Annotated in this window: 25 protein-coding genes and 1 tRNA gene; 9 read left to right on the forward strand and 17 right to left on the reverse strand. The window is 72.9% G+C overall.

Going from position 1 to position 23,175, the window contains the following annotated elements; all coding sequences use genetic code 11:
* Positions 1 to 137 precede the first annotated feature (137 nt).
* Entirely contained in the window at positions 138 to 887 is a 750-nt protein-coding gene (locus tag ACLII4_RS00355) for a DJ-1/PfpI family protein (protein WP_412068902.1), read from the forward strand.
* A 251-nt stretch (positions 888 to 1,138) separates the two neighbouring features.
* Here the strand turns inward: ACLII4_RS00355 and ACLII4_RS00360 are convergent, their stop codons facing one another.
* Complete coding sequence (locus tag ACLII4_RS00360) at positions 1,139 to 1,624, reverse strand: hypothetical protein (RefSeq protein WP_412068903.1); 486 nt, start codon at positions 1,622 to 1,624, stop codon at positions 1,139 to 1,141.
* A gap of 26 nt (positions 1,625 to 1,650) precedes the next feature.
* Entirely contained in the window at positions 1,651 to 2,349 is a 699-nt protein-coding gene (locus tag ACLII4_RS00365; protein ID WP_412068904.1) for a prolyl oligopeptidase family serine peptidase, read from the reverse strand.
* 77 nt (positions 2,350 to 2,426) lie between these two features.
* On the opposite strand from ACLII4_RS00365, the gene ACLII4_RS00370 reads away from it, so the two are divergent.
* On the forward strand, positions 2,427 to 3,173 hold the full coding sequence (locus ACLII4_RS00370) for a MerR family transcriptional regulator (protein WP_412068905.1): 747 nt from the start codon (positions 2,427 to 2,429) through the stop codon (positions 3,171 to 3,173).
* Here the strand turns inward: ACLII4_RS00370 and ACLII4_RS00375 are convergent.
* A complete protein-coding gene (locus ACLII4_RS00375) occupies positions 3,170 to 3,814 on the reverse strand; it encodes a hypothetical protein (protein WP_412068906.1) in 645 nt (214 codons plus the stop codon). The two genes, ACLII4_RS00370 and ACLII4_RS00375, sit on opposite strands and share 4 nt — an antisense overlap.
* 89 nt (positions 3,815 to 3,903) lie before the next feature.
* On the opposite strand from ACLII4_RS00375, the gene ACLII4_RS00380 reads away from it, so the two are divergent.
* Positions 3,904 to 4,824 carry a diacylglycerol/lipid kinase family protein gene (locus tag ACLII4_RS00380; RefSeq protein WP_412068907.1) on the forward strand — a complete coding sequence of 307 codons (921 nt, stop codon included), beginning with the start codon at positions 3,904 to 3,906 and terminating at the stop codon, positions 4,822 to 4,824.
* Positions 4,825 to 4,943: 119 nt separating this feature from the next.
* A complete protein-coding gene (locus tag ACLII4_RS00385) occupies positions 4,944 to 5,387 on the forward strand; it encodes a 2TM domain-containing protein (RefSeq protein WP_412068908.1) in 444 nt (147 codons plus the stop codon).
* A 123-nt stretch (positions 5,388 to 5,510) separates the two neighbouring features.
* Here the strand turns inward: ACLII4_RS00385 and ACLII4_RS00390 are convergent, their stop codons facing one another.
* The 4 genes from ACLII4_RS00390 to ACLII4_RS00405 form a co-directional block, all read right to left on the reverse strand.
* Positions 5,511 to 6,482: an RsmB/NOP family class I SAM-dependent RNA methyltransferase gene (locus ACLII4_RS00390; protein ID WP_412068909.1), complete on the reverse strand. Its 972-nt coding sequence runs from the start codon at positions 6,480 to 6,482 to the stop codon at positions 5,511 to 5,513.
* 172 nt (positions 6,483 to 6,654) lie between these two features.
* The gene (locus ACLII4_RS00395; protein ID WP_412070579.1) at positions 6,655 to 7,323 is read right to left on the reverse strand and encodes an endonuclease V; all 669 of its coding nucleotides are present in this window, start codon (positions 7,321 to 7,323) and stop codon (positions 6,655 to 6,657) included.
* A 123-nt stretch (positions 7,324 to 7,446) separates the two neighbouring features.
* Positions 7,447 to 9,315, reverse strand: a complete 1,869-nt coding sequence (locus tag ACLII4_RS00400) for a mechanosensitive ion channel family protein (protein WP_412068910.1) — start codon at positions 9,313 to 9,315, stop codon at positions 7,447 to 7,449.
* A 56-nt stretch (positions 9,316 to 9,371) separates the two neighbouring features.
* On the reverse strand, positions 9,372 to 9,782 hold the full coding sequence (locus ACLII4_RS00405) for a hypothetical protein (protein WP_412068911.1): 411 nt from the start codon (positions 9,780 to 9,782) through the stop codon (positions 9,372 to 9,374).
* Between the two features lie 326 nt (positions 9,783 to 10,108).
* On the opposite strand from ACLII4_RS00405, the gene ACLII4_RS00410 reads away from it, so the two are divergent.
* Together ACLII4_RS00410 and ACLII4_RS00415 are read left to right on the forward strand one after the other, a co-directional pair.
* Positions 10,109 to 10,182: transfer RNA gene (locus ACLII4_RS00410), tRNA-Val, on the forward strand.
* A gap of 80 nt (positions 10,183 to 10,262) precedes the next feature.
* Positions 10,263 to 10,544, forward strand: coding sequence for a hypothetical protein (locus ACLII4_RS00415; RefSeq protein ID WP_412068912.1), 282 nt, complete (start codon positions 10,263 to 10,265; stop codon positions 10,542 to 10,544).
* A 3-nt stretch (positions 10,545 to 10,547) separates the two neighbouring features.
* On the opposite strand, the gene ACLII4_RS00420 is transcribed toward ACLII4_RS00415, so the two are convergent.
* Together ACLII4_RS00420 and ACLII4_RS00425 are read right to left on the reverse strand one after the other, a co-directional pair.
* Positions 10,548 to 10,964, reverse strand: a complete 417-nt coding sequence (locus ACLII4_RS00420) for a putative toxin-antitoxin system toxin component, PIN family (RefSeq protein ID WP_412068913.1) — start codon at positions 10,962 to 10,964, stop codon at positions 10,548 to 10,550.
* 8 nt (positions 10,965 to 10,972) lie between these two features.
* Positions 10,973 to 11,218, reverse strand: a complete 246-nt coding sequence (locus ACLII4_RS00425; protein ID WP_412068914.1) for a hypothetical protein — start codon at positions 11,216 to 11,218, stop codon at positions 10,973 to 10,975.
* Between the two features lie 656 nt (positions 11,219 to 11,874).
* Here ACLII4_RS00425 and ACLII4_RS00430 point away from each other — a divergent pair.
* A complete protein-coding gene (locus tag ACLII4_RS00430) occupies positions 11,875 to 13,947 on the forward strand; it encodes a PAS domain-containing protein (protein WP_412068915.1) in 2,073 nt (690 codons plus the stop codon).
* Here ACLII4_RS00430 and ACLII4_RS00435 read toward each other — a convergent pair.
* Entirely contained in the window at positions 13,944 to 14,951 is a 1,008-nt protein-coding gene (locus ACLII4_RS00435; RefSeq protein WP_412068916.1) for an LLM class flavin-dependent oxidoreductase, read from the reverse strand. The two genes, ACLII4_RS00430 and ACLII4_RS00435, sit on opposite strands and share 4 nt — an antisense overlap.
* 150 nt (positions 14,952 to 15,101) lie before the next feature.
* Between ACLII4_RS00435 and ACLII4_RS00440 the strand changes: the two genes are divergently transcribed.
* Entirely contained in the window at positions 15,102 to 15,314 is a 213-nt protein-coding gene (locus tag ACLII4_RS00440; protein ID WP_412068917.1) for an acetyltransferase, read from the forward strand.
* A 17-nt stretch (positions 15,315 to 15,331) separates the two neighbouring features.
* Here the strand turns inward: ACLII4_RS00440 and ACLII4_RS00445 are convergent, their stop codons facing one another.
* The 6 genes from ACLII4_RS00445 to ACLII4_RS00470 all read right to left on the reverse strand — a co-directional run bounded on the left by ACLII4_RS00445 (position 15,332) and on the right by ACLII4_RS00470 (position 22,117).
* The gene (locus tag ACLII4_RS00445) at positions 15,332 to 16,549 is read right to left on the reverse strand and encodes an MFS transporter (protein WP_412068918.1); all 1,218 of its coding nucleotides are present in this window, start codon (positions 16,547 to 16,549) and stop codon (positions 15,332 to 15,334) included.
* 174 nt (positions 16,550 to 16,723) lie between these two features.
* Positions 16,724 to 17,995 (reverse strand): acyl-CoA dehydrogenase, encoded by a 1,272-nt coding sequence (locus ACLII4_RS00450; RefSeq protein ID WP_412068919.1) that lies wholly within the window; start codon positions 17,993 to 17,995, stop codon positions 16,724 to 16,726.
* Positions 17,996 to 18,259: 264 nt separating this feature from the next.
* Positions 18,260 to 18,601, reverse strand: coding sequence for a ferredoxin family protein (locus ACLII4_RS00455; protein ID WP_412068920.1), 342 nt, complete (start codon positions 18,599 to 18,601; stop codon positions 18,260 to 18,262).
* A 170-nt stretch (positions 18,602 to 18,771) separates the two neighbouring features.
* On the reverse strand, positions 18,772 to 20,103 hold the full coding sequence (locus ACLII4_RS00460) for an FAD-dependent oxidoreductase (RefSeq protein ID WP_412068921.1): 1,332 nt from the start codon (positions 20,101 to 20,103) through the stop codon (positions 18,772 to 18,774).
* 199 nt (positions 20,104 to 20,302) lie between these two features.
* Positions 20,303 to 21,286, reverse strand: a complete 984-nt coding sequence (locus ACLII4_RS00465; RefSeq protein WP_412068922.1) for an electron transfer flavoprotein subunit alpha/FixB family protein — start codon at positions 21,284 to 21,286, stop codon at positions 20,303 to 20,305.
* An 81-nt stretch (positions 21,287 to 21,367) separates the two neighbouring features.
* A complete protein-coding gene (locus tag ACLII4_RS00470) occupies positions 21,368 to 22,117 on the reverse strand; it encodes an electron transfer flavoprotein subunit beta/FixA family protein (RefSeq protein ID WP_412068923.1) in 750 nt (249 codons plus the stop codon).
* 137 nt (positions 22,118 to 22,254) lie between these two features.
* On the opposite strand from ACLII4_RS00470, the gene ACLII4_RS00475 reads away from it, so the two are divergent.
* On the forward strand, positions 22,255 to 22,737 hold the full coding sequence (locus tag ACLII4_RS00475) for a methylated-DNA--[protein]-cysteine S-methyltransferase (RefSeq protein ID WP_412068924.1): 483 nt from the start codon (positions 22,255 to 22,257) through the stop codon (positions 22,735 to 22,737).
* A gap of 50 nt (positions 22,738 to 22,787) precedes the next feature.
* On the opposite strand, the gene ACLII4_RS00480 is transcribed toward ACLII4_RS00475, so the two are convergent.
* Entirely contained in the window at positions 22,788 to 23,174 is a 387-nt protein-coding gene (locus ACLII4_RS00480) for a hypothetical protein (RefSeq protein WP_412068925.1), read from the reverse strand.
* Between the last annotated feature and the right edge of the window lies 1 nt (position 23,175).

The raw sequence follows: 23,175 nt of genomic DNA on the forward strand, positions 1-23,175 counted from the left end.
CCGATGCCCGACGCACGCCGGTCGCTCGGTCGCCACCCATCCCCGGGGAGAGGGACAGGACGAGGGGCGGACGTGCGAGCACGCCCCCCCCCCCCCGAGCCGCCCCGGCCTAGCTTGCGCCCCCCCTCGCCCGCGCCATGTCCCGCCTCGCTGTCTGGATCGCCGCCCTCACACTCGCCGCTTGCGCTCCCGACGTCGGCCGCACCGACGCCGGGTCGCCAGCTGCCGAGGCCATCGAGGCCCGGATCGCGACGGTGGAGGCCGCTGGCGGGACGGTCCGCCGCGCCGCGTTCGTGGTCACCGAGGGCGTGTTCAACTCGGAGTTGATGGCGCCCTACGACGTGCTCCACCACACCCGCTTCCGCGACTCGCTGGACTACGTCGAGCCGTTCGTCGTCTCGCCCGACGGCGGCCCGGTGACGACGTTCGAGGGGCTGACCGTCGAGGCGCACTACAGCTACGCGACGGCTCCGGCGGCCGACATCCTGGTAATCCCCAGCACCGACGGCAGCCTGGACCGCGACCTTTCCGACCGCCCCTACCTCGAGTACATCGCGCGCACCGCCGACGCCGCCGACTGGGTGCTCACGGTGTGCGACGGCGCCTTCCCGCTGGCGGCGACGGGCGCCCTCGAAGGCCGGGTCGCCACCACCTTCCCCGCCGACCGCGCCGCGCTCGCGGAGCGCTTCCCCGAGGTGGACGTGCGCGACGACGTTCGGCTCGTGGTTGACGGGAAGTACGTCACCTCGGTCGGCGGCGGGATGAGCTACGAGCCCGCGTTCTGGCTCGTGGAGCGTCTGTGGGGCGCGGACCGCGTGGCCGGGAATGCCGAGGGACTTGTGTGGCCCTGGGACCTGGACACGCTGCCGCATCTGGTCGTGGAGTGAGTGCCGAGGCCCGGCGGCTGTCCACCGTGTGGGCGGCGTGATTAAGGGGATAGCCTGTTTGGCCGAATCCCCCCGCGTCCCTTCCCCCCACGGACCCATGCCGCATTCGCACCCGCCCGTCACGCCGTCGCCCTGGCCCGTCGCGCCGCCGCCCTCGTTCGCCCGGCCCGCCTCCGAACCGGCCACACCGCCGAAGCCCACGCCGAAGCCCGCGCCGAAGCCGGCCGTCAAGGCCCGCGCCTAGTACAGGCTCAGCCGCCCAAGCTCGCCAGGAAGGCCGACACCTCGCGGTCGGACCGGAGCCGCACCAGGCAGAGGTTGGCCGCCGCGATGCGGGCGAGGATGCCCGGCCGCCGCGCCTCCGGGAACGATAGGATGTAGTGCAGGAACGACCGGTTGACACGCTCGGGGCACCCCTCCGTCATGTCCGGCCGTGAGCGCCCGTGGTAACGGATCCGCCGGCGGACGACACGCCAGAGGCAGAGCCATCGCGAGCGGTCCAGCAGCACCGCCGTGTCGGCCACGGCCAAGCGCTTTGCCAGCGTGCCACTGAAGGTGCCGTCCATCACCCACGCGTCGGCGGTCATCAGTCGGTCGACGGTCGCCTCCCACGCGCCACGCGTTGGCTCGGCCCAGCCGGGCTGCCAGTAGTGCTGGTCGAGGTGGATCACGGGCAGCCCCAGCCGCGCCCCCATCGCCCGCGCCAGCGTCGACTTTCCCGATCCGGAGGACCCCATGACGACGATTCGGCGCCCGAGCGTCGTCACTCGCCCAGGCGGTGGCTGAGGAGCCAGTCGTAGACCTCAGGGGTGGCGTAGGTCTCGCTCCAGGCGTCGTGGCCGGCGTCCGGGTAGACCGTGAACCGCACGTCGCCACCCGCCTCGCGCAAGGCGCGGACCATGCCGACGGACTGCGCGATCGGCACGACGGTGTCCATCGCCCCGTGGAAGGCCCACACGGGGACGCCAGCCGCCGGCCCGACGCCCAGGGGCAGGCCGCCGCCGCAGATCGCGACGGCCGCCGCAAACCGGTCGGGCATCCGAGCGATGGCCTCCCACGTCCCGAACCCGCCCATCGACAGGCCGGTGAGGTACACGCGCGAGGCGTCGATGCGGTAGCGCGCCAGCGCGGCGTCCAGGCTCGCGGCGACGCGGCCGACCGTCCAGCGCTGGCCCGTCGGCACCTGGGGCGCAACGATGACGAAGGGCAGGTCGCGCCCCTCCCGCCGCTCCTTGAGCGGCCCGTGGATGCCGACCCTGGCGAGATCCTCGCCCCGCTCGCCGGCGCCGTGCAGGAAGATCAGCAGCGGCCACTCTCGGTCCGGGTCGGCGTCGTAGCCCTCGGGGAGGGCGACCAGCAGGTCGCCGACCGCGGTGTCGGTCCAGCCGCCGGAGTAGGCGAGGGTGGACTGGGCGCTGGCGGCGGTCGAGAGCATGGCGAGAAGGAGGGGGAGGCGGCGCATGTGGCGAGGCGAAGAGACCATGAAGGTAGCCGGGTGGCCTTGCTCCTGACGCCGCGTGAGGGCCGTACGCTCCGGCCATGACCGACACGCTCTCGGTCGGCGCGCTGGCGGCCCGAGCCGGCGTCACCGTCCGCACCCTCCACCACTACGACGCGATCGGGCTCGTCCGCGCCCGGCGGAGCGAGGCCGGGCACCGCCGCTATGGCCCGGCCGACGTCGAACGCCTCCACCACGTGACGGCGCTCCGCACGCTCGGCCTCGGCCTCGACGCCATCGCCGAGGCCCTCGACGCGCCAGACTTCGACGCCCGGGCGGTCGTCGCCCGCCAGCGCGCCGCGTTCGACGCCGAGGCCGGGCGCTTGCGTGCCCTCGCCGACCGCCTCGCGGGCCTCGACCGCCTGCTCGCCCAGCGCGCCGAGACAGGCGCGGCGGTCGACTCCGACACCTTCCTCTCGCTCACCCGACTCATGAACGACCTCCAGGCCCACTACACGCCGGACCAACTCCGGAAGCTCGCCGACCGCCGCGAGTCATTCGGCGAGGACGCCATCCGAGATGTCGAGGCCGAGTGGCCTCGGCTCTTCGAAGCGGTTGGCGCCGCGATGGATGCGGGCACCGATCCCGCCGACCCGGCCGTCCAAGAGCTCGTCGAACGATGGGACGACCTGGTGGCCCTGTTCACCGGCGGCGACCCCGGGATCCGGCAGTCACTCGGGACCGCCGTCGAGGCCAACCCGTCGGGCGCCTCGCAGATGATGGGGCTGGCCCCGGAGAGGATGAAGGCGCTCTTTGCCTACGCGCAGCGTGCCCGTGAGGCGCGCTAGGGCGCCCGCTGGCGGATGGCCCGACGGTCGTCCACCAGCGCCAGCAGGCGGTCGGCCTGGGCCTCCGAGATCTCGGGCGGCGTCCGCGTGTTGGGAACCGTCCCGAAAACGGCCAGCCAGTCGTCCGTGGTGAGCGGGGGCGGGTCCCAGAGGTCGAGCAGGCGCGTCTCGCACGCCAGCACCGTCCCACACGCGGCCGCGCGCTCGGCGCAGACAGCGTCCCAGTCGCCGTCGTGGGGCCTCCCGTTCCACAGCGTGAGCGGGACCGGGAGCGGAGGGTTGCCGTCGACGACCAAGTTGCCCGGCGGCCGGAGCCCGCGCGCGGCGTAGTCGGCCGCAGCGGCGGCGTGCGTGGCGAACCGGCCGGCCACCTCGAGCACGGCGACCAGGCGCCAGTGCGGCGCGCCGGTCCCCCACCGCCCCTTCGTGGTCGTGTAGACGACGGTGTCGCCGACCGCCAGACGCGGCACGAACCCGCGGCCCCGGCTCGACGAGGTGAGGGCCGGACGCGGGTGCTCGAAGTCGGGCTCGCGGCGGCTCATCCCGTTCGCGAACGGGGGCAAGCCGCAGGCCTCGACGGCGCGGCGCCCACCGAGCGTCTTGACGAGCGGCCAGTAGGAGCAAAGGAAGAACCGGTCCATGCCCCAAGGTCCACGCGCCCGGCGCCATCGTCGCGTCACCGGCACCACGAGCCGTGAAGCGCGTACGTGCCCGCCCCTCTTCCCCACCCATGCGCGTCCTCTACAACTCGAAGGCCGGCAGCGCCGAGGGCGCCGACGTCGACGCGCTCCGCACGGTCCCCGGCGTCGACCTCGTCGACTGTGACGACCCCGAGATGACGATGCGGGCCGCCGCGGAGGCGTCGCTAGAAGGGCACGACCTGGTGGTGGCGGCGGGGGGCGACGGGACGGTCCATCTGGTCGCCAACGGGCTGATGCAGGCCGGGTCCACGGCGGCGACGCGGCCGGTCCTCGGCATTCTTCCCCTCGGCACGGGCAACGACCTGGCACGCACGTTGGCGGTCCCCATCGGGGCCCACCCGTTCGAGGCGCTCGACGCGCTCCGCCGGGCCGAGCGCCGGGCGATCGACGTCATCCGCGTCTCCCACGACGACGACGACGGGGAGGTCACCCAGTTCGCCATCAACGTGTGCGCGGGCGGGTTCTCGGGCGCCGTCGACGAGATCCTGACCTCGGAGATGAAGGCGAATTGGGGCCCGCTCGCGTACCTCGTCGGGGCGATGCAGGCGCTCCCCGACCTCACCGACTACGACACGCGGCTGGCCTGGGACGACGGGCCCGAGGAGCACGTGGCGGCCTACAACGTGGTCGTCGCCAACGCCCGGACCGCCGGCGGCGGCAAGCCCGTCGCGCCGCGCGCCAACCCCGAGGACGGGCTGCTCGATGTGGTGGTGATCCGTGCCGATGCCGACCTCGCCCGCCTCGCCGCGCGCGTGCTCGCGGGCGACTACCTCGACGACGACGACGTGGTGTTCAATCGGGTCTCGCGCCTGCACGTCGCCTCGACGCCGGGCATGTGGTTCAACGTCGACGGGGAGCTGCGGACAAACGCGCCGATCACGTTCGAGGCCGTCCCGGGCGCACTCCGCGCGTGCGTCGGACCGACGTATCAGGCGGCCTGCGAGCCCTGAGCCCGCCCGAGCCCGCGCATCTCTCCCCGTCCCTGCTACGGGATGGCAGACCTAGTGTCTTCACCTAGAGGGAGATAGCAGGTATGTGTGTACGTTGGGTTCTCGCTGCACCCCCCACGATGATCTTGTCCGAAGCCCGCGCCCAGGCGCGCTCCGAGTCCCAGTTCTATGCCCACCTCGGGCTGTTCGTCGTCGCGGCGGCGCTGGCGGTCGTGGCGTCGCTCGTGTGGATCGACGCGCAATGGGCGGTCGTCGGCATCGCCGCGTGGGCGCTGATCCTCGCCAGCCACGGGACGGCCGTGTTCGGCCACGTCCTGGGCGCCGACTGGCGAGAGCGCCGGGCGGCCTCGCTGGCGGGCGCCTTGCGCATGGCGGACCTCGCCGGGCCGTCCGATAACGCCTTCGATTTGTTCGACCTCGCCGCCGCCGCCGGACAGCGCCCCTCAGGCCCGTCCCCGCGTGACGCCATGTTCGCCGACGACCTCTCCGGAAGCGACCCCTTCGGGAGCGTGCGAACACCCATCGACACCCCGCGCCTCGACGGGCCGCGCGCCCGCGCGTGAGCGCCCACGGGGTGCGCTAAAGAGACGTAGGAAAGAGGGCCGCTTCAGGCGTTTACCCCTCCCCTATCCGTCCTCTCGCTCTGAAGTCAACGGGGCACACTGTCCGACCACTCCTGAGCCCCACTAGTCGATGTCGACGGTGCTGGAGCGCTTGGCGATGCGGGCGATGTAGAAGCCTTCGAGGGTGTCGCTGGGGAGCACGCGGCGCGTCTTGGCGAGGGCCGGCGCGAACGGCCGGTCGTTCCACTCGGTGAGGCCCGGCACGATCTGCTCGGCGACCGGCCCGCGCGTCGGGAGCCCGGCCTCGACGATCTCGATGGTGTCGCCGAACGTGCGGAGCACCTTCGCCACGACCGCCTCGTTCTCCTCAGGCGCGAACGTGCACGTCGAGTAGACGAGCGTGCCGCCCGGCTTGAGGGCCTGGATACCGGCCCAGAGCAGCTTGACCTGCTTCTGGCGCATCTCGCGGATCTTGCGCAGGCTCCAGTAGGCCGTCGTCTCGGGGTCGTGGGCGCGGAAGCGGCCCTCGGTCGAGCACGGCGCGTCGACGAGGACGCGGTCGAACGACTCCGGCTCGCGGCGCCAGTAGACGGCGCCGTTGCCCATCCAGGGCAGCACATTCGTGGCGCCCTGGGCGTAGACGTTGGCCTTGAGCTTGTAGAAGCGGGGCCGCACCTTCTCGACCGCCGTGACCTCGCCGCTGGGCCCGACGAGCGCCGAGAGCTGGCCGGTCTTGGAGCCCGGCGCGGCGCACAGGTCGAGCACGCGCTCGCCGACGCGGGGCGCCAGCGCGAGCGGCGCCAGTTGGCTCGACACGTTCTGGACGTAGACGTGGCCGTCGGCGTAGGGCCGAGACGCGAGCAGAGCCCCACGGCCCTCGGCGGGCACCGTGTAGGCGCCCTGCACGTCGACGACGGCCGTGAACGGAACGTCCTCGTCCTCGAGCACGCTCAGCACGTCGTCCTCGTCGCGCAGCATAGTGTTCACGCGGAAGCCGGTGGCAATCGGCTGCTCGAAGGTGGCGAGCACGGCGTCGAGGCGGTCCTCCGGGACAATCTTCTGCAGCCTGTCGACGAACGATTCGGGGAGCGGCACGGGCGGTCTGGCGGTGGCGAGCGGGATCCGCGCAGGATCGCCGTTTCGCAGGCCGAGTACCGGGAAATCGGCAAGGAGACGACGGTCTTGCGCCGCTCTCGGAGAATGAGGCCTGGGCAGATGCGGGAGGACCGGGGGTCGAGGACGGCCCTCGAAACGCCGCCGCCCCTCCTCACAGCTCGCCGCGGTAGCTCAGGCGGTGCGCGAGGTGCGTCGGCTGGGGGAGCTTCCAGCGCTCGGCTAGGCGCAGCGCGAGCCGGGCCGCGTCGCGCAGCGTGACCCGGTGGCCGACTGAGACGTAGACAGGCTTGACGCCCTCGCGCGTCCGGAGCGCCTGCCCGACCGTCTCGCCACGGTGGACGAGCGGGGCGCCGCTCCCCTTGGCCTCTCTCAACGGCCCGTCCACCGTTCCCACTAGAATCGACTTGGCGACGCCCAGCGCAGGCGCGTCGAGCAGCACGCCGAGGTGGCACGCGAGCCCGAACCGTCGGGGGTGCGCGAGCCCCTGCGCGTCCAGCATGTACACGTCCGGCAGCGCCGCCAACTGTTCGAGCGCGGGCAGGATGGCGGGCATCTCGCGGAAGCTGAGCAGGCCGGGCACATACGGGAACGGCGTCGGCCCCTCCCAGATCGCGTGGTCGACGACCGCGCGATCGCGCACGTCGTAGACGACGACGGCGGCGCGGACGCGGTCGTCGCGGACCGACACGTCGAGCCCGGCGACCGTGCGGACGGCGGTGAGGTCGAGCGGCGTCTCCTGGACGAGCGGCGCCAGCTCGCGCTGGAGGGCGACCGCCTCGGTCGGCGTGAGGTCCCAGCGGTGGGCGTGGTGGAGGGTCAGATCGGGCACGGGGCACGCAGCGATGAACAGGCCCCAAGCTTGCGGTCGGCAGGGCCCGGCGCCAGCGGGGACGCCCGGATTCGACCGCCCCGCCTCCCTCTTCGTCTCTATGCCTCTCGGCCTCTACGACTCCTCGTCCTTCTCGTCGCGCAAGAAGCTAGGTAGCTCGACGGGCGGGACCATGGTCTCGGGCAGCGGCGTCACGTCGGCGCCGTCCGTCGCCGTGGCCGGCGTCGCGGCGGCGCGGCGGTCGGCGCGGTCGTGGAGGGCCTCGGCGTCGGGGACCGTCGAGGGGCCGTCGCGGAAGGCCTGGTACGTCGGGCTCAGGATCTCGACGCCCGCGTCCCCGAAGGCGTCCTGGACGTGCTGGTGGAGGTCGCTGTAGATCCGCGCCATCCGCGTCACCTCCTTGGTGTAGGCGTTGAGCTCGTAGGCGACCGAGAAGTCGCCGAGCCCGGTCTGGAGCACGAACGGCGGCGGCTCCGGCTCGATGCAGTCCGTCGCCTTGGCCGCCCCGATCAGCAGCGCGTGGACGCGCGGCCACGGCACGTCGTAGCCAATCGTGACCGAGGTGTGCAGGATGACGCCGCTCCCCTCGCGCGCCATCCGCGAGTAGTTGACGATGTGGTTCGAGAGCACGTTCGCGTTCGGCACCGAGACGTCCTCGTTCTTGGTCGTCCGGATCCGGGTGACCAGGAACGTCTTCTCGACCACGTCCCCGAACACGTCGCCGACGCGGACGCGGTCGCCGACGCGGAAGGCGCGCGTGTAGGTGAGGACGACGCCGGCCACCATGTTCGAGATGGCCGTCGAGGAGCCTAGCGACAAGAGCAGTCCGAAAAAGACCGTCAGCCCCTGGAAGCCCCGGTTGTCGGCGATCGGCGTGTACGGGTAGATGAGCATGAGCCCCATCATGATCAGGAAGAACTTGACGATCTTGCGCGTCGGGTCGGCCAGCTCGGCGTGGAACCCGGCGATCTCGGCCTCGCCGCTGGCGACGCGCGAGAAGAGGTAGTCCGAGATCCGCATGACGTAGCGGACCACGACGACGGTCACCAGGATGGCGATGACGTTGTCGATCGAGCTCAGGACCACGGCGCCGAGCTGGCGGAGCGGCGAGAGCGCGGCGTCGAGGAGGTTCTCGCTCCAGCTCTGGGTCCAGACGAACTGCCCGAAGACGAACGTCAGGAAAAAGTAGACGAGGATGAGCGACAAGCTGAGCCGCGTCAGGCTGACGAGCGCGCGGCCGAACCGGGCCACCTGGTTGCGGCCGACCACCTCCAGCGTCCCGATCTTGATGCCGCGCAGGTACTGGGCCCGCATGCGCGCCGTCCGCTCGTCGAGCCACAGGTAGAGGCGGCCCAGCAGGCGCAGCGCGAGCACGAGCACGACGAGCGCGAGCGCGGAATACGCCAGCCCCCACAGCACGCCCTGGATGGTGGCCTGCTCGCGGTACGCCGCCAGCCCGTCGGCGATGAGCGTGCGGTAGTGCCGGGCGGCCTCGGTGCGGGAGAGCGCGAGACCACGGGCGTCCTCGTCGGTAACCGTCATCACGATGAAGTCGCCGAGTTGGAGCGTCGTGAGCGTGTTGCCGTCGACGATCTGGATGCGGTCGGCGTCGACGTCGCGGTTCTGGGCGAGGTCCGCCAGCCGAGCCGAGAGCCGGGCGGCCCGCTCGACCGGCGAGACCTCGCCGAGCCCGCCCCAGATGGTGAACAGCGTCCGGCCCAGCAGGGTCACCTCGACGCCGTCGCCGAGCGCATCGGCGAGGGTCGTGGTGGTGTCGGCGAGCGCGGCGACGGCGGCGGAGTCGAGCCGGGCGGCGGCCGAGTCGGAGAGGCTGACGACGCCCCTCCGGGACGAGTCCGGGAGCGCGAGCGCGGTGCTGTCGGCGGGGACGGCGGCCGAGTCGGCCGCCAGCGAGTCGGCGGTCTGGGCAGAGGGCGCGCCAGCGACGAGCGCGGCGAGCAGCAGGAGGCGGAGGATCGGCACGGCGGGCGCGAGGGGGCCCGCCCAACGTACCGCGAGCGGGCGTTCAGGTCCTACCGTCAGCCCTCAGCGCACCAGACGAGCCCGACCGGCTCGTCGGCGCCGAGGTCGAGGCCGGCCGCCCGGAACGCGGCGGCGTCCGGGACGGCCGTGCCGTGCCAGCGGTTGTCGACGCCGTCGCACGAGAGCGCGAGCATGAACCGCTGCGCAGCGGTCAGGCAGCGCTCGTGGAGGTGGCTCTGGTGCCCGCTCTCGCCGCTCCCGCGGACGGTGACGAGCACCCAGACGCCGCCTGCCCGGAGCGGCCGCACGAGCGCCTCGGCGGCGGGCCCCAGGCGGCGGAAGCCGCACGGCGACCGGACGTAGGCGCCAGAGACAGTCCCGGCCTCCGCCAGCGCACGCTCCACAACCCCATCCGAAGACGCGGCGGGGGGCGAGGCGAAAGGAGACTGGACGCTGAGGGCGAGCACGGGGACGTTCCGGGGGGTGGCCCTCAATTCCCAAAGCGCGTGCCACCAGCGCCCCTCGCGACCGGCGCGTGCCCGACGACCAACCGGCCGGCGGGTTCTAGGCGCCGGAATGTCGCCGGGCCCGGCCGTCCGTCGTGCTTGAACCCGCGGGGAGGGGCGGCCGGCCCGTCGGCCGGGGCGCACGTCCGCCCGGCCGGGCCCGGAATCGTAACGTGCGGCGGGCGCAAGCTTCCGTACGCCTTCACACGCTGGGGGCCGCGCCGCCTTGCCCGCCGCTCGGGCGGGGGGCTATGTTGGCGCCCCGCGTCGGCCCAGTGCCGCGCTGCGGGCTCTTAGCTCAGTTGGTTAGAGCGCGTCGTTGACATCGACGAGGTCACTGGTTCGAATCCAGTAGAGCCCACCTGAATCGGCCTAAAATCGGCTTCCGCACCGCGTGGGAGCCGGTTTTGTTTTTGTGGGTACCACTTTTTTCCGAGACCCATGGCCGAGCCCCGAGTCGCCGTCCGGCGGGTGTGGCCGACGACCGGGCCACCCGCCGCGGCTGAGGCCCAGGCGGCCCTTGGCGACCGGCGCGTGCAGAGGGCCGTCCACCTCGTCGTGCGCGATCGCCGGGTACGGCTGCGGTTCGCTGCGCTCCGGGCGGAGGGCGCGAGCGTGGCCGAAGCGGTCGACCAGTTGGTCGGGCCGTACGAGGACGTCGACGGGCGGCCGTACTACCTCAGTGAGGAGCGCGTCCGGGCGGTGGTGTACCGGAAGGGGTAACCGTCAGCTGGACGGGCCTCCCAGAGCCTCTCGAAACGCCTCGGGCGCGAGGACGCGGACCGCCGGGAAGTCGAGGCCCACGAGCGCGTCGAAGTGGGCGTCGTTTGTGACGACGGCATCGGCCCCGGCCGCGAGCGCGGCGTCGACGAACTTCTCGTCGTCGGGGTCGCCGGGCGGGAGCCGCCAGCGGAACCGGGGCTCGACGGTCTCGGCCGTGGGCAGCGCGAGGAGCGCGCGGAGGACGTTGCCCGCGATGTCGGCCGTGGTCTGACGGGCGAGGACCTCCTCGTACTCGAGGAGGATCGGGGTCGAGACGACGAGGACGAAACGCCCCTCGAGGAGGGCGTCGAAGAGCCACCGGAGAGGGCTCCGCGTGCCGACGCTCGCGAGGGGGACGTTGGTATCGAGGACGACGCGCACGGCCAGGCCTACGCGCCGTCGCCGGCGGAGGCGGGCCGGTCGGTCCGCGCGCGCTCGTGGCCGTGGGCGAGCCGGCCGAGGTCGTCGGCCGAGAGGCCCCGGTCGTCGGCGAGCCGGTCGAACGCGGCCGTGGCCTTCTCGGCGAAGTGGCGGGCCAGGAGCGTACGGACCTCGCGGAGCTCGTCCTCTGAGAGGTCCGTCGCGAAGAGGTCGAGCAGCTCGCGCTGGAGGTTCGTGAGGGCCGGGGCGGGCATGGCGTCGGGGGTGGCCAGACGGGCAGTGTACGCCGCGCGTGCGGCTCTGGTTGAGGAGCCGCTGGCGGACGGAGGCCGCTTGGTTGGACGGCGCACTCACGCGACGGCCTCGAGGTAGGGACGCATGACCGTCGAGACGCGGCAGACCTGGCGGCGCGCCAGAGCGCGTCGGCGTCGAAGCCTTCGCTCCGACGGTAGTCGCGGAGGGCCTCGATGGCCACGTCGAGCCCGACGCGGCTCCGGTACTTGAAGCAGTCGGCGACGGTCTTGGCCGGGCTGTAGACCCTGACCCCGACGCCCTCCACGTCGTGGGTCTCGACCCCGTGCGTGAACGCCTCGCCGGACATGTAGACGAGGCGGAGCGGGATCGACTCGGGGTCCGGCCGCCGCGCCTATAGAGCCCACCTGAATCGGCCTCTGCGTATGCGGGGGCCGGGTTTTTTGTGCTCACCTCGATGGTGGCTGGGCACTGCCCACAGGAGGCGACGGGCCGAGCGTCGCGAGCAGGCCGCTCGGGGCGCCCCGGGCCCGCTCGTCTGCGTCGCCTCGCCGTCCCCGCGATCGGAGGGCGCGGCGGCGCTCCCCGTGAGCCGGACGCAGACACACGAGGCCCTGCTCTGGCAGGCCTATGTTCTGCCTCCTATCCGTCCATTCCCTTGGCCTCTTCTCCCCTGCCGGCCGTCCGCGACCCGGCCCGCCTGGCGACGCTCCGCGAGAGCGAGCTGCTGGACTCGCTCCCCGAGGAGGCCTTCGACCGGCTGACCCGGCTGGCGGCCCGGCTGCTCGGCGTCCCGACGGCGCTGCTCTCGCTGGTCGAGAACGACCGGCAGTTTTTCAAGAGCCAGGTCGGCCTGCCCGAGCCGTGGGCCCAGTGGCGCGAGACCCCGCTCTCGCACTCGTTCTGCCAGTACGTCGTGGGCACGGGCGCGCCGCTCGTGGTCGAGGACGCCCGACTCGACCCGGTCTTGCACGACAACGAGGCGATCGCCGACCTGAGCGCCGTCGCGTACGCGGGCGTCCCGCTGACGACGCCCGAGGGCCACGTGCTGGGCAGCTTCTGCGCCATCGACGACCACGCGCGGACGTGGGCACCGGAGGACCTCGAGGCGCTCGGCGACCTGGCGGCCATGGCCATGACGGAGATCAACCTCCGGAGCAGCCTGCGCAACCACCGCCTGCTCACCGAGAACGCCTCGGACATGATCTCGACGCACTCGCTGGCGGGCGTCTACCGGTACGCGTCGCCGGCGGCCCGGACGCTGCTCGGGCGCGAGCCCGAGGCCCTGGTCGGGCGGTTCGCCTACGACCTCATCCACCCCGACGACCAGGCGGTCGTCCGGGAGGGCCACGAGGCCGCCCTCGCCGACGAGTCGCGGACCTCCACGACACGGTACCGCCTGCGGCGCGCCGACGGGACCTACGTCTGGGTCGAGACGAGCGGGCAGGTCGCCCCCGGCGGCGCCGGCGGCCACGAGGTCGTCGCCGTTACGCGCGATGTGTCGGCGCAGAAGGCCGCCGAGGACGCGCTGGCGGCGGAGCGCGAGCGCCTCGAGACGCTGACCGAGGCGATCCCCCAGCTCGTCTGGACTGCCCTCCCGGACGGCGCGCTCGACTACGTCAGCGGGCGCGTGGCGACGTTCCTGGGCCGATCCCGCGAGGCCGTACTCGGGGACGGCTGGGTCGAAGCCGTGCACCCGGACGACGCGCCCGAGACCTTCGAGCGCTGGGCGCACGCGCTGGCGACGGGCGAGCCCTACGAGGTCGAGTTCCGCCTGCGCGACGCCGACGGCGCCTACCACTGGCACCTCGGCCGCGCGCTCCCGCTCCGCGACGAGGCCGGCGCCATCGTCCGCTGGTTCGGGACGAACACCGACATCACCGACCGGAAGGGGCTGGAGGCCGCGCTGGAGACCGAGCGGGCCCGCCTCGAGGCGCTCTTGGACGAGCTGCACCAGACGCAGCTCCAGCTCCTCCAGCAGGAGAAAATGGCCAGCCTGGGGCGCGTCACGGCGGGAATCGCGCACGAGATCAAGAACCCCCTCAACTTCGTCGTCAACTTCAGCGAGTTCGTGGTGACCCTGGCCGACGACCTGCGCGACGCGGCGCCGGACCTCTCCCGGACGGCGGGCAAGCTCCTCGACGACCTCGCCGCCAACGCCGCCCGAGTGCGCCGCCACGGGCACCGGGCCGACCGGATCGCCCGGTCGATGCTGGAGCTGGCGCGCGACAGCACGCCGGTGCTGGTGCCCACCGACATGAACGCGCTCGTCGCTGAGCACCTCGCGCTGGCGTGCGACGAAGACCCCGCCCGCGCCGCGGGGGTGGCCGTCGAGACCGCCTTCGACCCGGCCGTCGGCGAGATCGCCGTCGACGCCGACGCCGTCGGGCGCGTGGTGATCAACCTGGTCACGAACGCGCTCGACAGCCTGGCGGAGCGCGCGCACGCGGGAGACGCGTTCGCGCCGCGCCTCTCGGTGGCGACCCGGCAGGCGGGCACGGGCGTCGCCGTCGTCGTCCGCGACAACGGCGTGGGGATCGCGCCGGCCGTCGTGCCCCACATCTACGAGCCGTTTTTCACCACCAAGCCGCCCGGCCAGGGCACCGGCCTCGGGCTCGCGCTCGCCTACGAGACGGTCGTCCAGACGCACCGCGGGCAGCTCGCGGTCGAGACCGAGGTCGGCCAGGGCGCCACGTTCACGGCGACGCTGCCGGACGGCGACGGGGGTTAAGCCGCCAGCGGGGCGAGGGCGAAGGCCTCTGCCAGCAACTCGTAGGAGCGGAGTCGGGCAGCGGGGTCGTGGACGGTCGTGGTAATCATCAGCTCGTCGGCGCCCGCCGCGTCGGCGCGGCGCTGGAGCTCGGCGCGGACGGCCTCGGGGTCGCCGACGACGGCGATCTGGCGGTACTGCGCGACGGCCTGGGCCTCGGCCGGCGTGTAGTCGTGCGCGAGCGCCTCCTCGGGCGAGGGCAGCGGCTCGAACCGGCCGGTCCGGATGCGGGCCCACGCCAGCTCCATCGTGCGCGCGAGCCGGCGCGCCTCGGCGTCGGTGTCGGCGCAGACGACGGAGACGGCCAGGATGGCGTGCGGCGCGGGGAACGCGGGCGAGGGCTCGAAGGCGGCGCGGTAGGCGTCAAGGGCGGGCGCGGCGGGCGTCGGCGAAAAGTGGCTGGCGAAGGCGTAGCCCAGCCCGTTCGTCCCGGCGAAGGCGGCGCTGGCGCCGCTCGACCCCAACAGCCAGATCGGCGGGAGGTCGACGCCGGCCGGCGTGACGCGGACGGCCCCGAACGGGTGGTCCGGCGCGAACGTCCCGCGCGACATCGCGACGAGCTCGGCGAGCTGGTGCGGGAAGTGCTCGGCGTCGAACGAGCGGAGCGCGCGGATGTGGGCGGCGTCGGTGCCCGGCGCGCGGCCCAGGCCGAGGTCGATCCGGCCGGGGAAGAGGGCCTCGAGCGTGTGGTACCGCTCGGCGACCAGGAGCGGCGCGTGGTTCGGGAGCATCACCCCGCCCGACCCGACGCGGATCGTCTCGGTCGCGGCGGCGACGTGCCCGATGATGACCTCGGGCGCGGAGCTCGCGATGCTCGGCATCCCGTGGTGCTCGGCGTACCAGATGCGGGCGTAGCCGGCGCGCTCGGCGAGCCGGGCGAGGTCGACGGTCCGGTGGAGCGCGTCGGTCGCCGTCCCGCCGGACGGGATGGGGACCAGGTCGAGGACGGACAGGGCGAGCGGCATGAGACCGGGAGGAATGGTGGGGCGAACGCCTGCGCGAGCGGCGTCGGTTCGTCCTGCGGGCCGTCTTCACCGGGCGGGCGGATCGGAACTCGACGACGCCGACCGAGTGGACCGGCCGGGGCACCTGGGCCCCTCCCCTCCCCGGACCCCATGCGCGAGCCGACGCCATCGCCTCAGACCGACCGCCTGGCGGAGGCCGTCCGCGAGGCGTGCGTGCGCGCCGCCCTCGACGCCTTCGAGGACGCCTCCATCAGCGGCCTCTGCTACACGGGCGCCTGGGAGTGCGCCGTCGGCGCCATCCGGACGCTGGACCTGGACGCGGTGCGGGCGACGGCCTCGGATCCACCCGCGCCCGACGACTGAGGCGACCGAAGGCTCGACTACTCGGGGAGACGGACCTGCGCGTCGCGCGCGGCGGGGAGCCCGGCGGCCACCTTGGCGACGAGCACCACGGCCAGCGACAGGATCGGGACCACCCAGCCGCCGGTGAGGTCGTGGAGCCCGCCGAACAGCGCCGGCCCGACGGCGGCCACCAGGTAGCCGATCGACTGGGCCATGCCCGACAGCTCGGCGGCCGTCTCGGGCGTGTCGGCGCGGATCGCGAGGAACAAGAGCGACAGGCCGAACGAGCCGCCGAGCACGAACCCGATCAGCGTCACCCAGAGCGCCGCGAGTGTTCCGCCCGGCAGCATCAGCCCGGCCAGCGCGACCGCCTCGGCGACAGCGAGCGCCCACACGATGTGCCGCTGGTCGGGCCGCCGCCCGGCCCAGATCGGGACGACCGCCGAGCCCGCGATGCCCGCCGCTTGCGACAGCGCCAGCATCCACCCGGCCTCGGCCGCGCTGAACCCCTGGCTCTGCAAAAGGTCGGGGAGCCACGCGAGCAGGACGTAGTACGCGAGCGACTGGAGGCCCATGAAGAGGGCCACGGCCCACGCCAGCCGCGAGCGGCCGAGGTCCCGGAGCGAGTCGACGATCGTGCCGCGGCGCGCGGTCGGCACGCGGCGCCGGACCTGGGGGAGCCACACGGCGAGCGCGACGGCCGCCAACACGGCCCACACCCCGAGCGCCCCGCGCCACCCGAGCGCGGCCGCCAGCGGGACGCTCACGCCCGCCGCCGCCGCCGCGCCGAGCCCCATCGCGCTCGAGTACAGCGCCGTCATCGGGCCCGACCGCTCGGCAAAGTCGCGCTTGACGATGGCCGGCAACAGCACATTCCCGAGCGCGATGCCGACCCCCAGGAGCGCCGTCCCGCCGAACAGCAGGGCCACCGACGGCACCCACCGCACGCCGGTCCCGACGCCAATCAGCACGAGCGCCAGCCCCAGCGCGCCCCCGACGCCCAGCCGCCGCGTGACGACGGGCGTGAACGCGGAGACGACGCCGAATGCGAGCAGCGGCAGCGTGGTCAGCAACCCGAGCGCCGTGTTCGACAGGCCGGTCGCGAGCCGGATGTCGGCCACGAGCGGGCCGACGCCCGCGAGCGCCGGGCGCAGGTTGAGGGCCACGAGCACGATGCCGGCGACGAGCCACGCGCGCGAGCCGGGCACGGCGGCCACCGGGGCAGCGGCCGGGGTCGAGGCAGAGGGAGGGGTCACGAGGGGTCCGGGGGGCGTGCGCGGCGGGCGCCGCAGAAGCCGACGGACGCCGAAGACCCGCCCCGTGGTCCGGCCCCGCCAACCATGACGGCGCCCCGCCAGCCGGAGCCGACGGGGCGCGGTTTTCGAGTCGTGCGGCCTCGGTGCCCCGACGGGCCCACCGAGGCCGACGGACTAGTTCGAGCCGACCTCCTTGGCGACCTGCGGGGGCGCCGTCGCCGCGCCGTCGCCCGAGGGCCGGTCGTTGCCGAGCGGCGTAAACGCCTGGATCCCCGTCAGCTCGCGGCCCAGGATCAGGCCGTGGATGTCATACGTCCCCTCGTAGGTGTTGACCGACTCCAGGTTGACCATGTGGTGGATGACGCGGTACTCGCCCGTGATGCCGTTGCCGCCCATCATGTCGCGGGCCACGCGCGCGATCTCGAGCGCCTTGCCGACGTTCGCGCGCTTCGCCAGCGACACCATCGACGGGTGGCCCTTGCCGGTGTCCCGGAGGTCGCCCAGGCGCCACGCCAGCAGCTGCATCTGGGTGATGTCGGTCAGCATGTTGGCCAGCTTGGTCTGGACGAGCTGCATCGAGCCGAGGGCGTGGCCAAACTGCTTGCGCTCCATCACGTACTGGCGCGCGCGCCCGAAGCAGTCCTCGGCGGCGCCGACGGCGCCCCACGAGATCCCGTAGCGGGCGTTGTTGAGGCACATGAACGGGCCCTTGAGGCCCTTGACGTCGGGGAAGGCGTTCTCCTCGGGGACGAACACGTCGTCGAAGACCATCTCGCCGGTGATGCTCGCGCGGAGCGACATCTTGTTGTGCGTCTTGGGCGCCGTGTAGCCGTCCATGCCCTTTTCGACCAAGAAGCCCTTGATGACGCCGGGGTCGTCCCGGGTCTCCTTCATCTTGGCCCACACCACGCCCACGTCCGCGACGGGCGAGTTGGTGATCCACATTTTGGCGCCGTTGAGGCGGTACCCGCCGTCGACCTTGAGGGCCGTCGTGATCATCGAGCCCGGGTCCGACCCGTGGTTGGGCTCGGTCAGGCCGAAGCAGCCGATGAGCTCGCCGGTCGCCAGCTTCGGCAGGAAGCGGGCCTTCTGGTCCTCGGTCCCGAACGTCTCGATGGGGTACATCACGAGGGATGACTGGACACTCGCGAACGAGCGGTACGACGAGTCGACGCGCTCGAGCTCGCGGGCGACGAGGCCATACGCCGTGTAGCTGGCGCCGAGCCCTCCCCACTCCTCAGCGACGGTGACGCCCAGCAGCCCCATCTCACCCATCTCCTGGGGGATCTCGGGGTGGAAGACCTCGTCCTGGTTGCCTTCGAGCGCGCGCGGCTCCAGCTTGGTCTGCGCGTACTCCCGGGCGGACTCCATGATCAGCCGCTCCTCCTCGCCCAGCATGGACTCGAAGAGGAAGGCGTCGTCGACATTGAAGGGCTGCTTGGCCATGGCGGGGGCGCGCGGGGCGGATCGGGGGGCGAGCGGCGGGGTGCCGCGAGCGCGGGACGAGGAACGAGGGGTGAGGCGCGAGCAGGCGCCCCATGAACCCTCAAGGTAGGCACTCCGCCGCCCGCCTCGGCCGTTTGCGGGGCGCCGAGTCGGGCAGAGCAGACCCCGCCGAGCACCCTCTGCCCGTTCCTCGTTCCCCATTCCTCGTTCCTGACGACGCGTGCGGCACCCCGCCCCGCATCACCGCCGCACGCGCGCGTGGCCCTACCCCCGCTGCCAGTTGACGCCGCGGCCGGCCTCGGGGTCGGGGTAGCTCCAGGCGACGGCGCCCTGGTCGCAGGCATAGAGGCACGTCCCGCACTCGATGCAGTCCTCAAACTGGAAGTGCACCTGGAGCATGTCGTCCAGCGTGTAGCAGTTGGCCGGGCAGACGTAGGTCGTGCACTTGTGGGGGCAGACCGAGTTGCAGATCGCCGTGTCGACGACGATGTGGGGCTCGGCCTCGCTGCGGCCCTGGTTGCGGTAGGCCACGCGGCCCAAGCGCTCCGCCAGCGACAGGGTCTCGACCGGGGGCGCGGGGTCGGGGGTCGGGGATTGGGGAGTCATTGGGCTCAGGTCGGTCAGATAGTGGAACGTCGCTCTCTTGTCATCCTGAGCGGAGCGAAGGATCTCGACGCCGACGGTCCGCTCCGCCCGTATCGGCTGTCAAGGCTCGGGGGCTCGCGTTGAGATCCTTCGCTCCGCTCAGGACGACGTGATTGGGGTGAGGAGGAAACTCAAAGAGACCGCCCGGCCTTGGCGCCGAGCTTGAGGAAGTCGAACAGCTTGATGTGGCGCTTGCGGACGTCGCGCAGGATGGCGGAGGCCTTCCGCGTGGGGCGGTTGTCGACGGTAAAGAACTCCCGGCCGAAGTCGCAGGCCATGCGGGGGAGCGCGCCCGTCATGTGTGGCGAGTGGAGCAGGTGGACGGCGTTCTGGAACCCCTTCATGTCCTGCATCACGTAGCTGGCGTCGAGCGCGTCGCGGTAGCTCGCGAGCCCGGCCTTCGACGTGTCACCCGCGGCGACGGCGGCGAGCGCGGTCTCGGCGGACAGGATGCCGGTCCGCATGGCGTAGTCCATGCCCTGGATGGCGCGGCCGGCGTTGAGGACGAGGTGCGCGGCCTCACCGGCGATCATCAGCCCGTCCATCGTGAGGTCCTTCGGGACGCCCCGGATGTCGCCGGTCGAGACCACCTTCGCGCTGTACTCGACGACCTCGCCGCCCCGCACCATGTCGGCGACGGCGGGGTGCGCCTTGAACCCGTTGAGCAGGTCGTACGGCGTCTTCTTCGCCTCACGGAGGGCCTTCATCCCGATCACCAGCCCGACCGACAGCGACTCGAGGTTGGTGTACAAAAAGCCGCCGCCGTCGATGCCGTCGGTCGCCGCGCCGACGAACTCATTCGTGAGCCCGCTCCGACCTCGGAGCTGGAACCGGTCCTCGACGGTCTCGCGGCCGAGCCGGATCACCTCCTTGACGCCGACCGCCACGTGGTCGGCCGGGACGTAGTCTTTTTCGAGCCCGACCTGGCGCGTGAGCAGGTTGTTGACGCCCTCGGCCAGGATCACACACCGCGCGTGGAAGTCTTCGCCGCCGGCCCGGATGCCGACCGCCCGACCGGTGTCGTCGAGCAAGATCTCCTCGACCAGCACGTCGGTCGCCAGAAACGACTCGTCGGGGTGGGGCGACTCGGCGATGGCCTCGTCGACCTTTCCCGCGAGCCAGGCGTCGAACCGGGAGCGCAGGACGGTGACGCCGGTGTACGGCGGCGTGTCGAAGTGGTCGCTCTTGAAGTCGAGCGAGAACGACGCGCCGGGGTCCATGAGGGACAGCCGCCGGTGGTTGACGAACCGCTCCCAGCCGCCGTCCTCCTCCGCCCAGTACTCCGGGACGAGACGATTCAGGTCAGTGCCCCACAAAACACCGCCGGAGACGTTTTTGGCACCGCTCCACTCGCCGCGCTCGGCAAGCAAGAACTTGGCGCCGCCGCGGGCCAACGTCATCGCGGCCGAGAGCCCGGCGATGCCGCCGCCGACAATGATGCAGTCGAAGGTCTCGTCGTCCATGCGGGGCGGTCGGGCGCGTTTCGGGGGGTCGGGAAGCTAGCGCCGGGCCCCGCGTGCCATGGTCGCCCCTCCGCCGGAGGCCGACGCCAGTGGGTGAGCTTGCGCACGCCCCGTTCGCAGTCACAACGGAGACCCTCACCCTGTCCCTCTCCCGAGGGGAGAGGGGACGTCGTAGTTCTGGATCGCGCCAGCAGGCGCGCTACGCCTTGGCCTCGCGGAGCGCCTCGATGAGCGGCGGCAGGACGGCGTGGAGGTCGCCGACGATGCCGTAGGTGGCCACGTCGAAGATGGGCGCGTCGGCGTCTTTGTTGATGGCCACGATCGTGCGGCTGCCCGTCATGCCGGCGACGTGCTGGATGGCGCCCGAGATGCCGACGGCGAAGTACAGGTCGGGGGCGACCACCTTGCCGGTCTGCCCGATCTGGGTCTCGGGCCCGAACAGGCCCAGTTCCACCACGGCGCGGCTGGCGCCGATGGCGGCGCCCAGCACGTCGGCGAGCTCCTGCACCAAGGCCTTGCCGGCCTCGTCGCGGACGCCACGGCCCGCGGCGACGACGACCTGCGCCTCGCTCAGATCGACCGTTCCACCGGCCGCTTTCACGATCTCGCGCAGCGTCTGCCGCAGGCTGGCGGCATCGCTCGCGAGCGCGATGTCGATGGTCTCGGGCGTGACCGGGGACTCCTCGGCCGTGTACGAGCCGGCGCGGATGGAGACGAGCACGGGCGTGCCGTCGGCGATCTCGGCCTGGACGCGGGCGCGGAACTTGGCGGCCATCACCGGGCGCACAGCCTCGACGGTGGCGCCGGACACGTCGAACGACGCCACGTCCGGCAGGGCCGGGGCGCCGAGCCGCTGCGCCAGCGCGCCGAGCGCGTCTTTGACGCCCTCGCTGGACGGGAAGACGACGACGGACGGCCCGGCCTCGGCGATGACCGTCGCGAGCGCGTCGACGACGGGCGCGTTGAGCGGCTCGGCGAAGGCGGGGTCGGAGACGGCGTAGACCGTCTCGGCGCCGTAGCGGCCGAGCGCCTCGGCGGCGGCGCTAGCGTCCGGCGCCAGCGTGACGGCGGCACACGTCCAGCCCTGCGACTGGGCGATCTGGCGGGCGCGTGTCAGCGCTTCGAGCGCGGTCCGGCTGGGCTGCCCGTCGGCGACGGGGGCGTAGGTGAGGATCGTCGGCATGGGGTCGGGAAAGGCAGGTACGTGATCCGTCATTCGTGAGGGTGCTCGTGACGAGTCACGCATCCCGAATCACGCGTCCAGCTAAATCGCGCGGGCCTCGTCGGCGAGGAGGCGGACGAGCTCGCGGGCGGCGTCGGCGGGCTCGCCGGGGACGGTACGGCCGGGCTCTCGGGCGGGCGGCATCTCGTAGGCGACGGTCGCGATGGCGGGCGCCTGTGGGGCCACCTCGCGGGTCTCGACCGGCTTCTTCTTCGAGGCCATGATGTTCTTGAGCTTGGGGATGCGCGGGTCGTTCATGTCGTTCGAGCACGTCACCACGCATGGCGCGGGCAGCTCGATGACCTCCTGCCCGCGGTCGCCCTGGCGCGTCACGACGAGCCCGTCGCCCGCTTGCTCCAGCTTGACGGCGTTGGTGACGTACGAGCGCCCGAGCGCCTCCGCCAGCATCCCGCCCACCAGACCCGCGTCGGTGTCTTGCGACTGCTTGCCCGCCAGCACCACGTCGGGCGCGGCGGCGCGCAGGTGGTCCGCCAGCAACGCCGTCACGGCGGCGGAGTCGAGCGCGGCGTCGTCGGGCACGAGCAGGTGGACGCCGGAGTCGGCGCCCATCGCGAGCGCCTTGCGGATGGTCTCGGACGCCCGCGCGGGCCCGATGAGCACGACCTCGACGGCGCCGCCGTGCGCCTCCTGGAGCACGAGCGCCGCCTCGACGGCGGACGCCGCATAGGCGTCGAGCACGACGCGCCCGGCGTCGAGGACGAGCTGGCGGTCGCGGACCTGGGACGGGGCGGCGACGTCGGGGACCTGGTTGATGCAGACGCTGAATCGCATGGCAGAGCGCTGGGGGGGCCGGATGGTACCGACGCCCGGCGCGGAGCCGCCGCGAAAACCAGGGGCCGCCTGGCTCCTCAAGGGCCCCACCGCGCGGTGGCCAGGCCCTGCCACCGCGCACAGCCTAGCTTGCGGCCATGCCCCGCGCCACGCTCGACACGCCCCTCGGCCCCCTCACGCTCGCCTCGGACGGCGCCGCCCTCACCGCGGCCACCTTCGACCCCGACCGCCTCGGGCCCGAGGCCGAGGACATCCACGGAGGCGCCGACACCGTGCTCGACGTCGCGAGCGCCCAGTTGGCGGCGTACTTCGCGGGCGAGGCGGTCGCCTTCGACGTGCCGCTGGCGCTCGGAGGGACACCGTTCCAGGAGCGCGTCTGGGCCGCGCTCTGCGCCATCCCGCATGGCGAGACGCTGAGCTACGGGGCGCTTGCGGCCCGCCTTGGGATGCCGGGCGCTGCGCAGGCTGTCGGCGCGGCGAACGGGCAGAACCCGGCGGCCGTCGTCGTGCCGTGCCACCGCGTCGTCGGGGCCGATGGGGCCCTCGTAGGCTACGCGGGCGGGCTCGAGCGCAAGCGGGCGCTGCTCGCCCTCGAGAGCCGCCAGCAGGACCTCTTCTAACCCCCGACACGGGACGCCGCCTGTCGGTGAGCGAAGCGGCCATGGCCGGGCTAGACAAGGCGGCCCTCGTAGGCCGCGAGGTGGACGAGGAAGGCGCCGCGGAGCACCTGACGCCGGGCCTCCTCGGAGGCCGCGTCGGCCCGGGCGAGACGGCCGCAGGACTGGCCCACCGCCCCGACGCCGCGGATGGCGAAGAGGTCGGGCGTGACGGGGCCGAGCGTAAGCGCGAGGCACCGCGCGAAGAAGGCCATGTCGAAGGGGCGCCACTCCCCGTCGGTCGCGAGGCCGCCGACGACGCACTGGGCGAACCCACCGTCCGAGTCGACCCCGAAGAGGGCTCGGGCGATCGGGAACGCGGTCCCGGTCCCCACAGCGGGGAGTTCGATCCAGCCGTCGTCGTTGATGGCGGCGGCGAGCAGGAAGGCCGGGTGGAGCATC

The sequence above is a fragment of the Rubrivirga aquatilis genome, from assembly GCF_046845665.1.
GTDB lineage: Bacteria > Bacteroidota > Rhodothermia > Rhodothermales > Rubricoccaceae > Rubrivirga.

Coding starts and splice junctions, on each gene's coding strand:
- ACLII4_RS00415 (WP_412068912.1), top strand. CDS start 10,263: ATGGCCGAGCCCCGAGTCGCCGTCCGGCGGGTGTGGCCGACGACCGGG.
- ACLII4_RS00475 (WP_412068924.1), top strand. CDS start 22,255: ATGCCCCGCGCCACGCTCGACACGCCCCTCGGCCCCCTCACGCTCGCC.
- ACLII4_RS00385 (WP_412068908.1), top strand. CDS start 4,944: ATGATCTTGTCCGAAGCCCGCGCCCAGGCGCGCTCCGAGTCCCAGTTC.
- ACLII4_RS00435 (WP_412068916.1), bottom strand. CDS start 14,951: ATGCCGCTCGCCCTGTCCGTCCTCGACCTGGTCCCCATCCCGTCCGGC.
- ACLII4_RS00480 (WP_412068925.1), bottom strand. CDS start 23,174: ATGCTCCACCCGGCCTTCCTGCTCGCCGCCGCCATCAACGACGACGGC.
- ACLII4_RS00450 (WP_412068919.1), bottom strand. CDS start 17,995: ATGGCCAAGCAGCCCTTCAATGTCGACGACGCCTTCCTCTTCGAGTCC.
- ACLII4_RS00380 (WP_412068907.1), top strand. CDS start 3,904: ATGCGCGTCCTCTACAACTCGAAGGCCGGCAGCGCCGAGGGCGCCGAC.
- ACLII4_RS00440 (WP_412068917.1), top strand. CDS start 15,102: ATGCGCGAGCCGACGCCATCGCCTCAGACCGACCGCCTGGCGGAGGCC.
- ACLII4_RS00365 (WP_412068904.1), bottom strand. CDS start 2,349: ATGCGCCGCCTCCCCCTCCTTCTCGCCATGCTCTCGACCGCCGCCAGC.
- ACLII4_RS00355 (WP_412068902.1), top strand. CDS start 138: ATGTCCCGCCTCGCTGTCTGGATCGCCGCCCTCACACTCGCCGCTTGC.
- ACLII4_RS00455 (WP_412068920.1), bottom strand. CDS start 18,601: ATGACTCCCCAATCCCCGACCCCCGACCCCGCGCCCCCGGTCGAGACC.
- ACLII4_RS00460 (WP_412068921.1), bottom strand. CDS start 20,103: ATGGACGACGAGACCTTCGACTGCATCATTGTCGGCGGCGGCATCGCC.
- ACLII4_RS00360 (WP_412068903.1), bottom strand. CDS start 1,624: ATGGGGTCCTCCGGATCGGGAAAGTCGACGCTGGCGCGGGCGATGGGG.
- ACLII4_RS00470 (WP_412068923.1), bottom strand. CDS start 22,117: ATGCGATTCAGCGTCTGCATCAACCAGGTCCCCGACGTCGCCGCCCCG.
- ACLII4_RS00465 (WP_412068922.1), bottom strand. CDS start 21,286: ATGCCGACGATCCTCACCTACGCCCCCGTCGCCGACGGGCAGCCCAGC.
- ACLII4_RS00425 (WP_412068914.1), bottom strand. CDS start 11,218: ATGCCCGCCCCGGCCCTCACGAACCTCCAGCGCGAGCTGCTCGACCTC.
- ACLII4_RS00370 (WP_412068905.1), top strand. CDS start 2,427: ATGACCGACACGCTCTCGGTCGGCGCGCTGGCGGCCCGAGCCGGCGTC.
- ACLII4_RS00375 (WP_412068906.1), bottom strand. CDS start 3,814: ATGGACCGGTTCTTCCTTTGCTCCTACTGGCCGCTCGTCAAGACGCTC.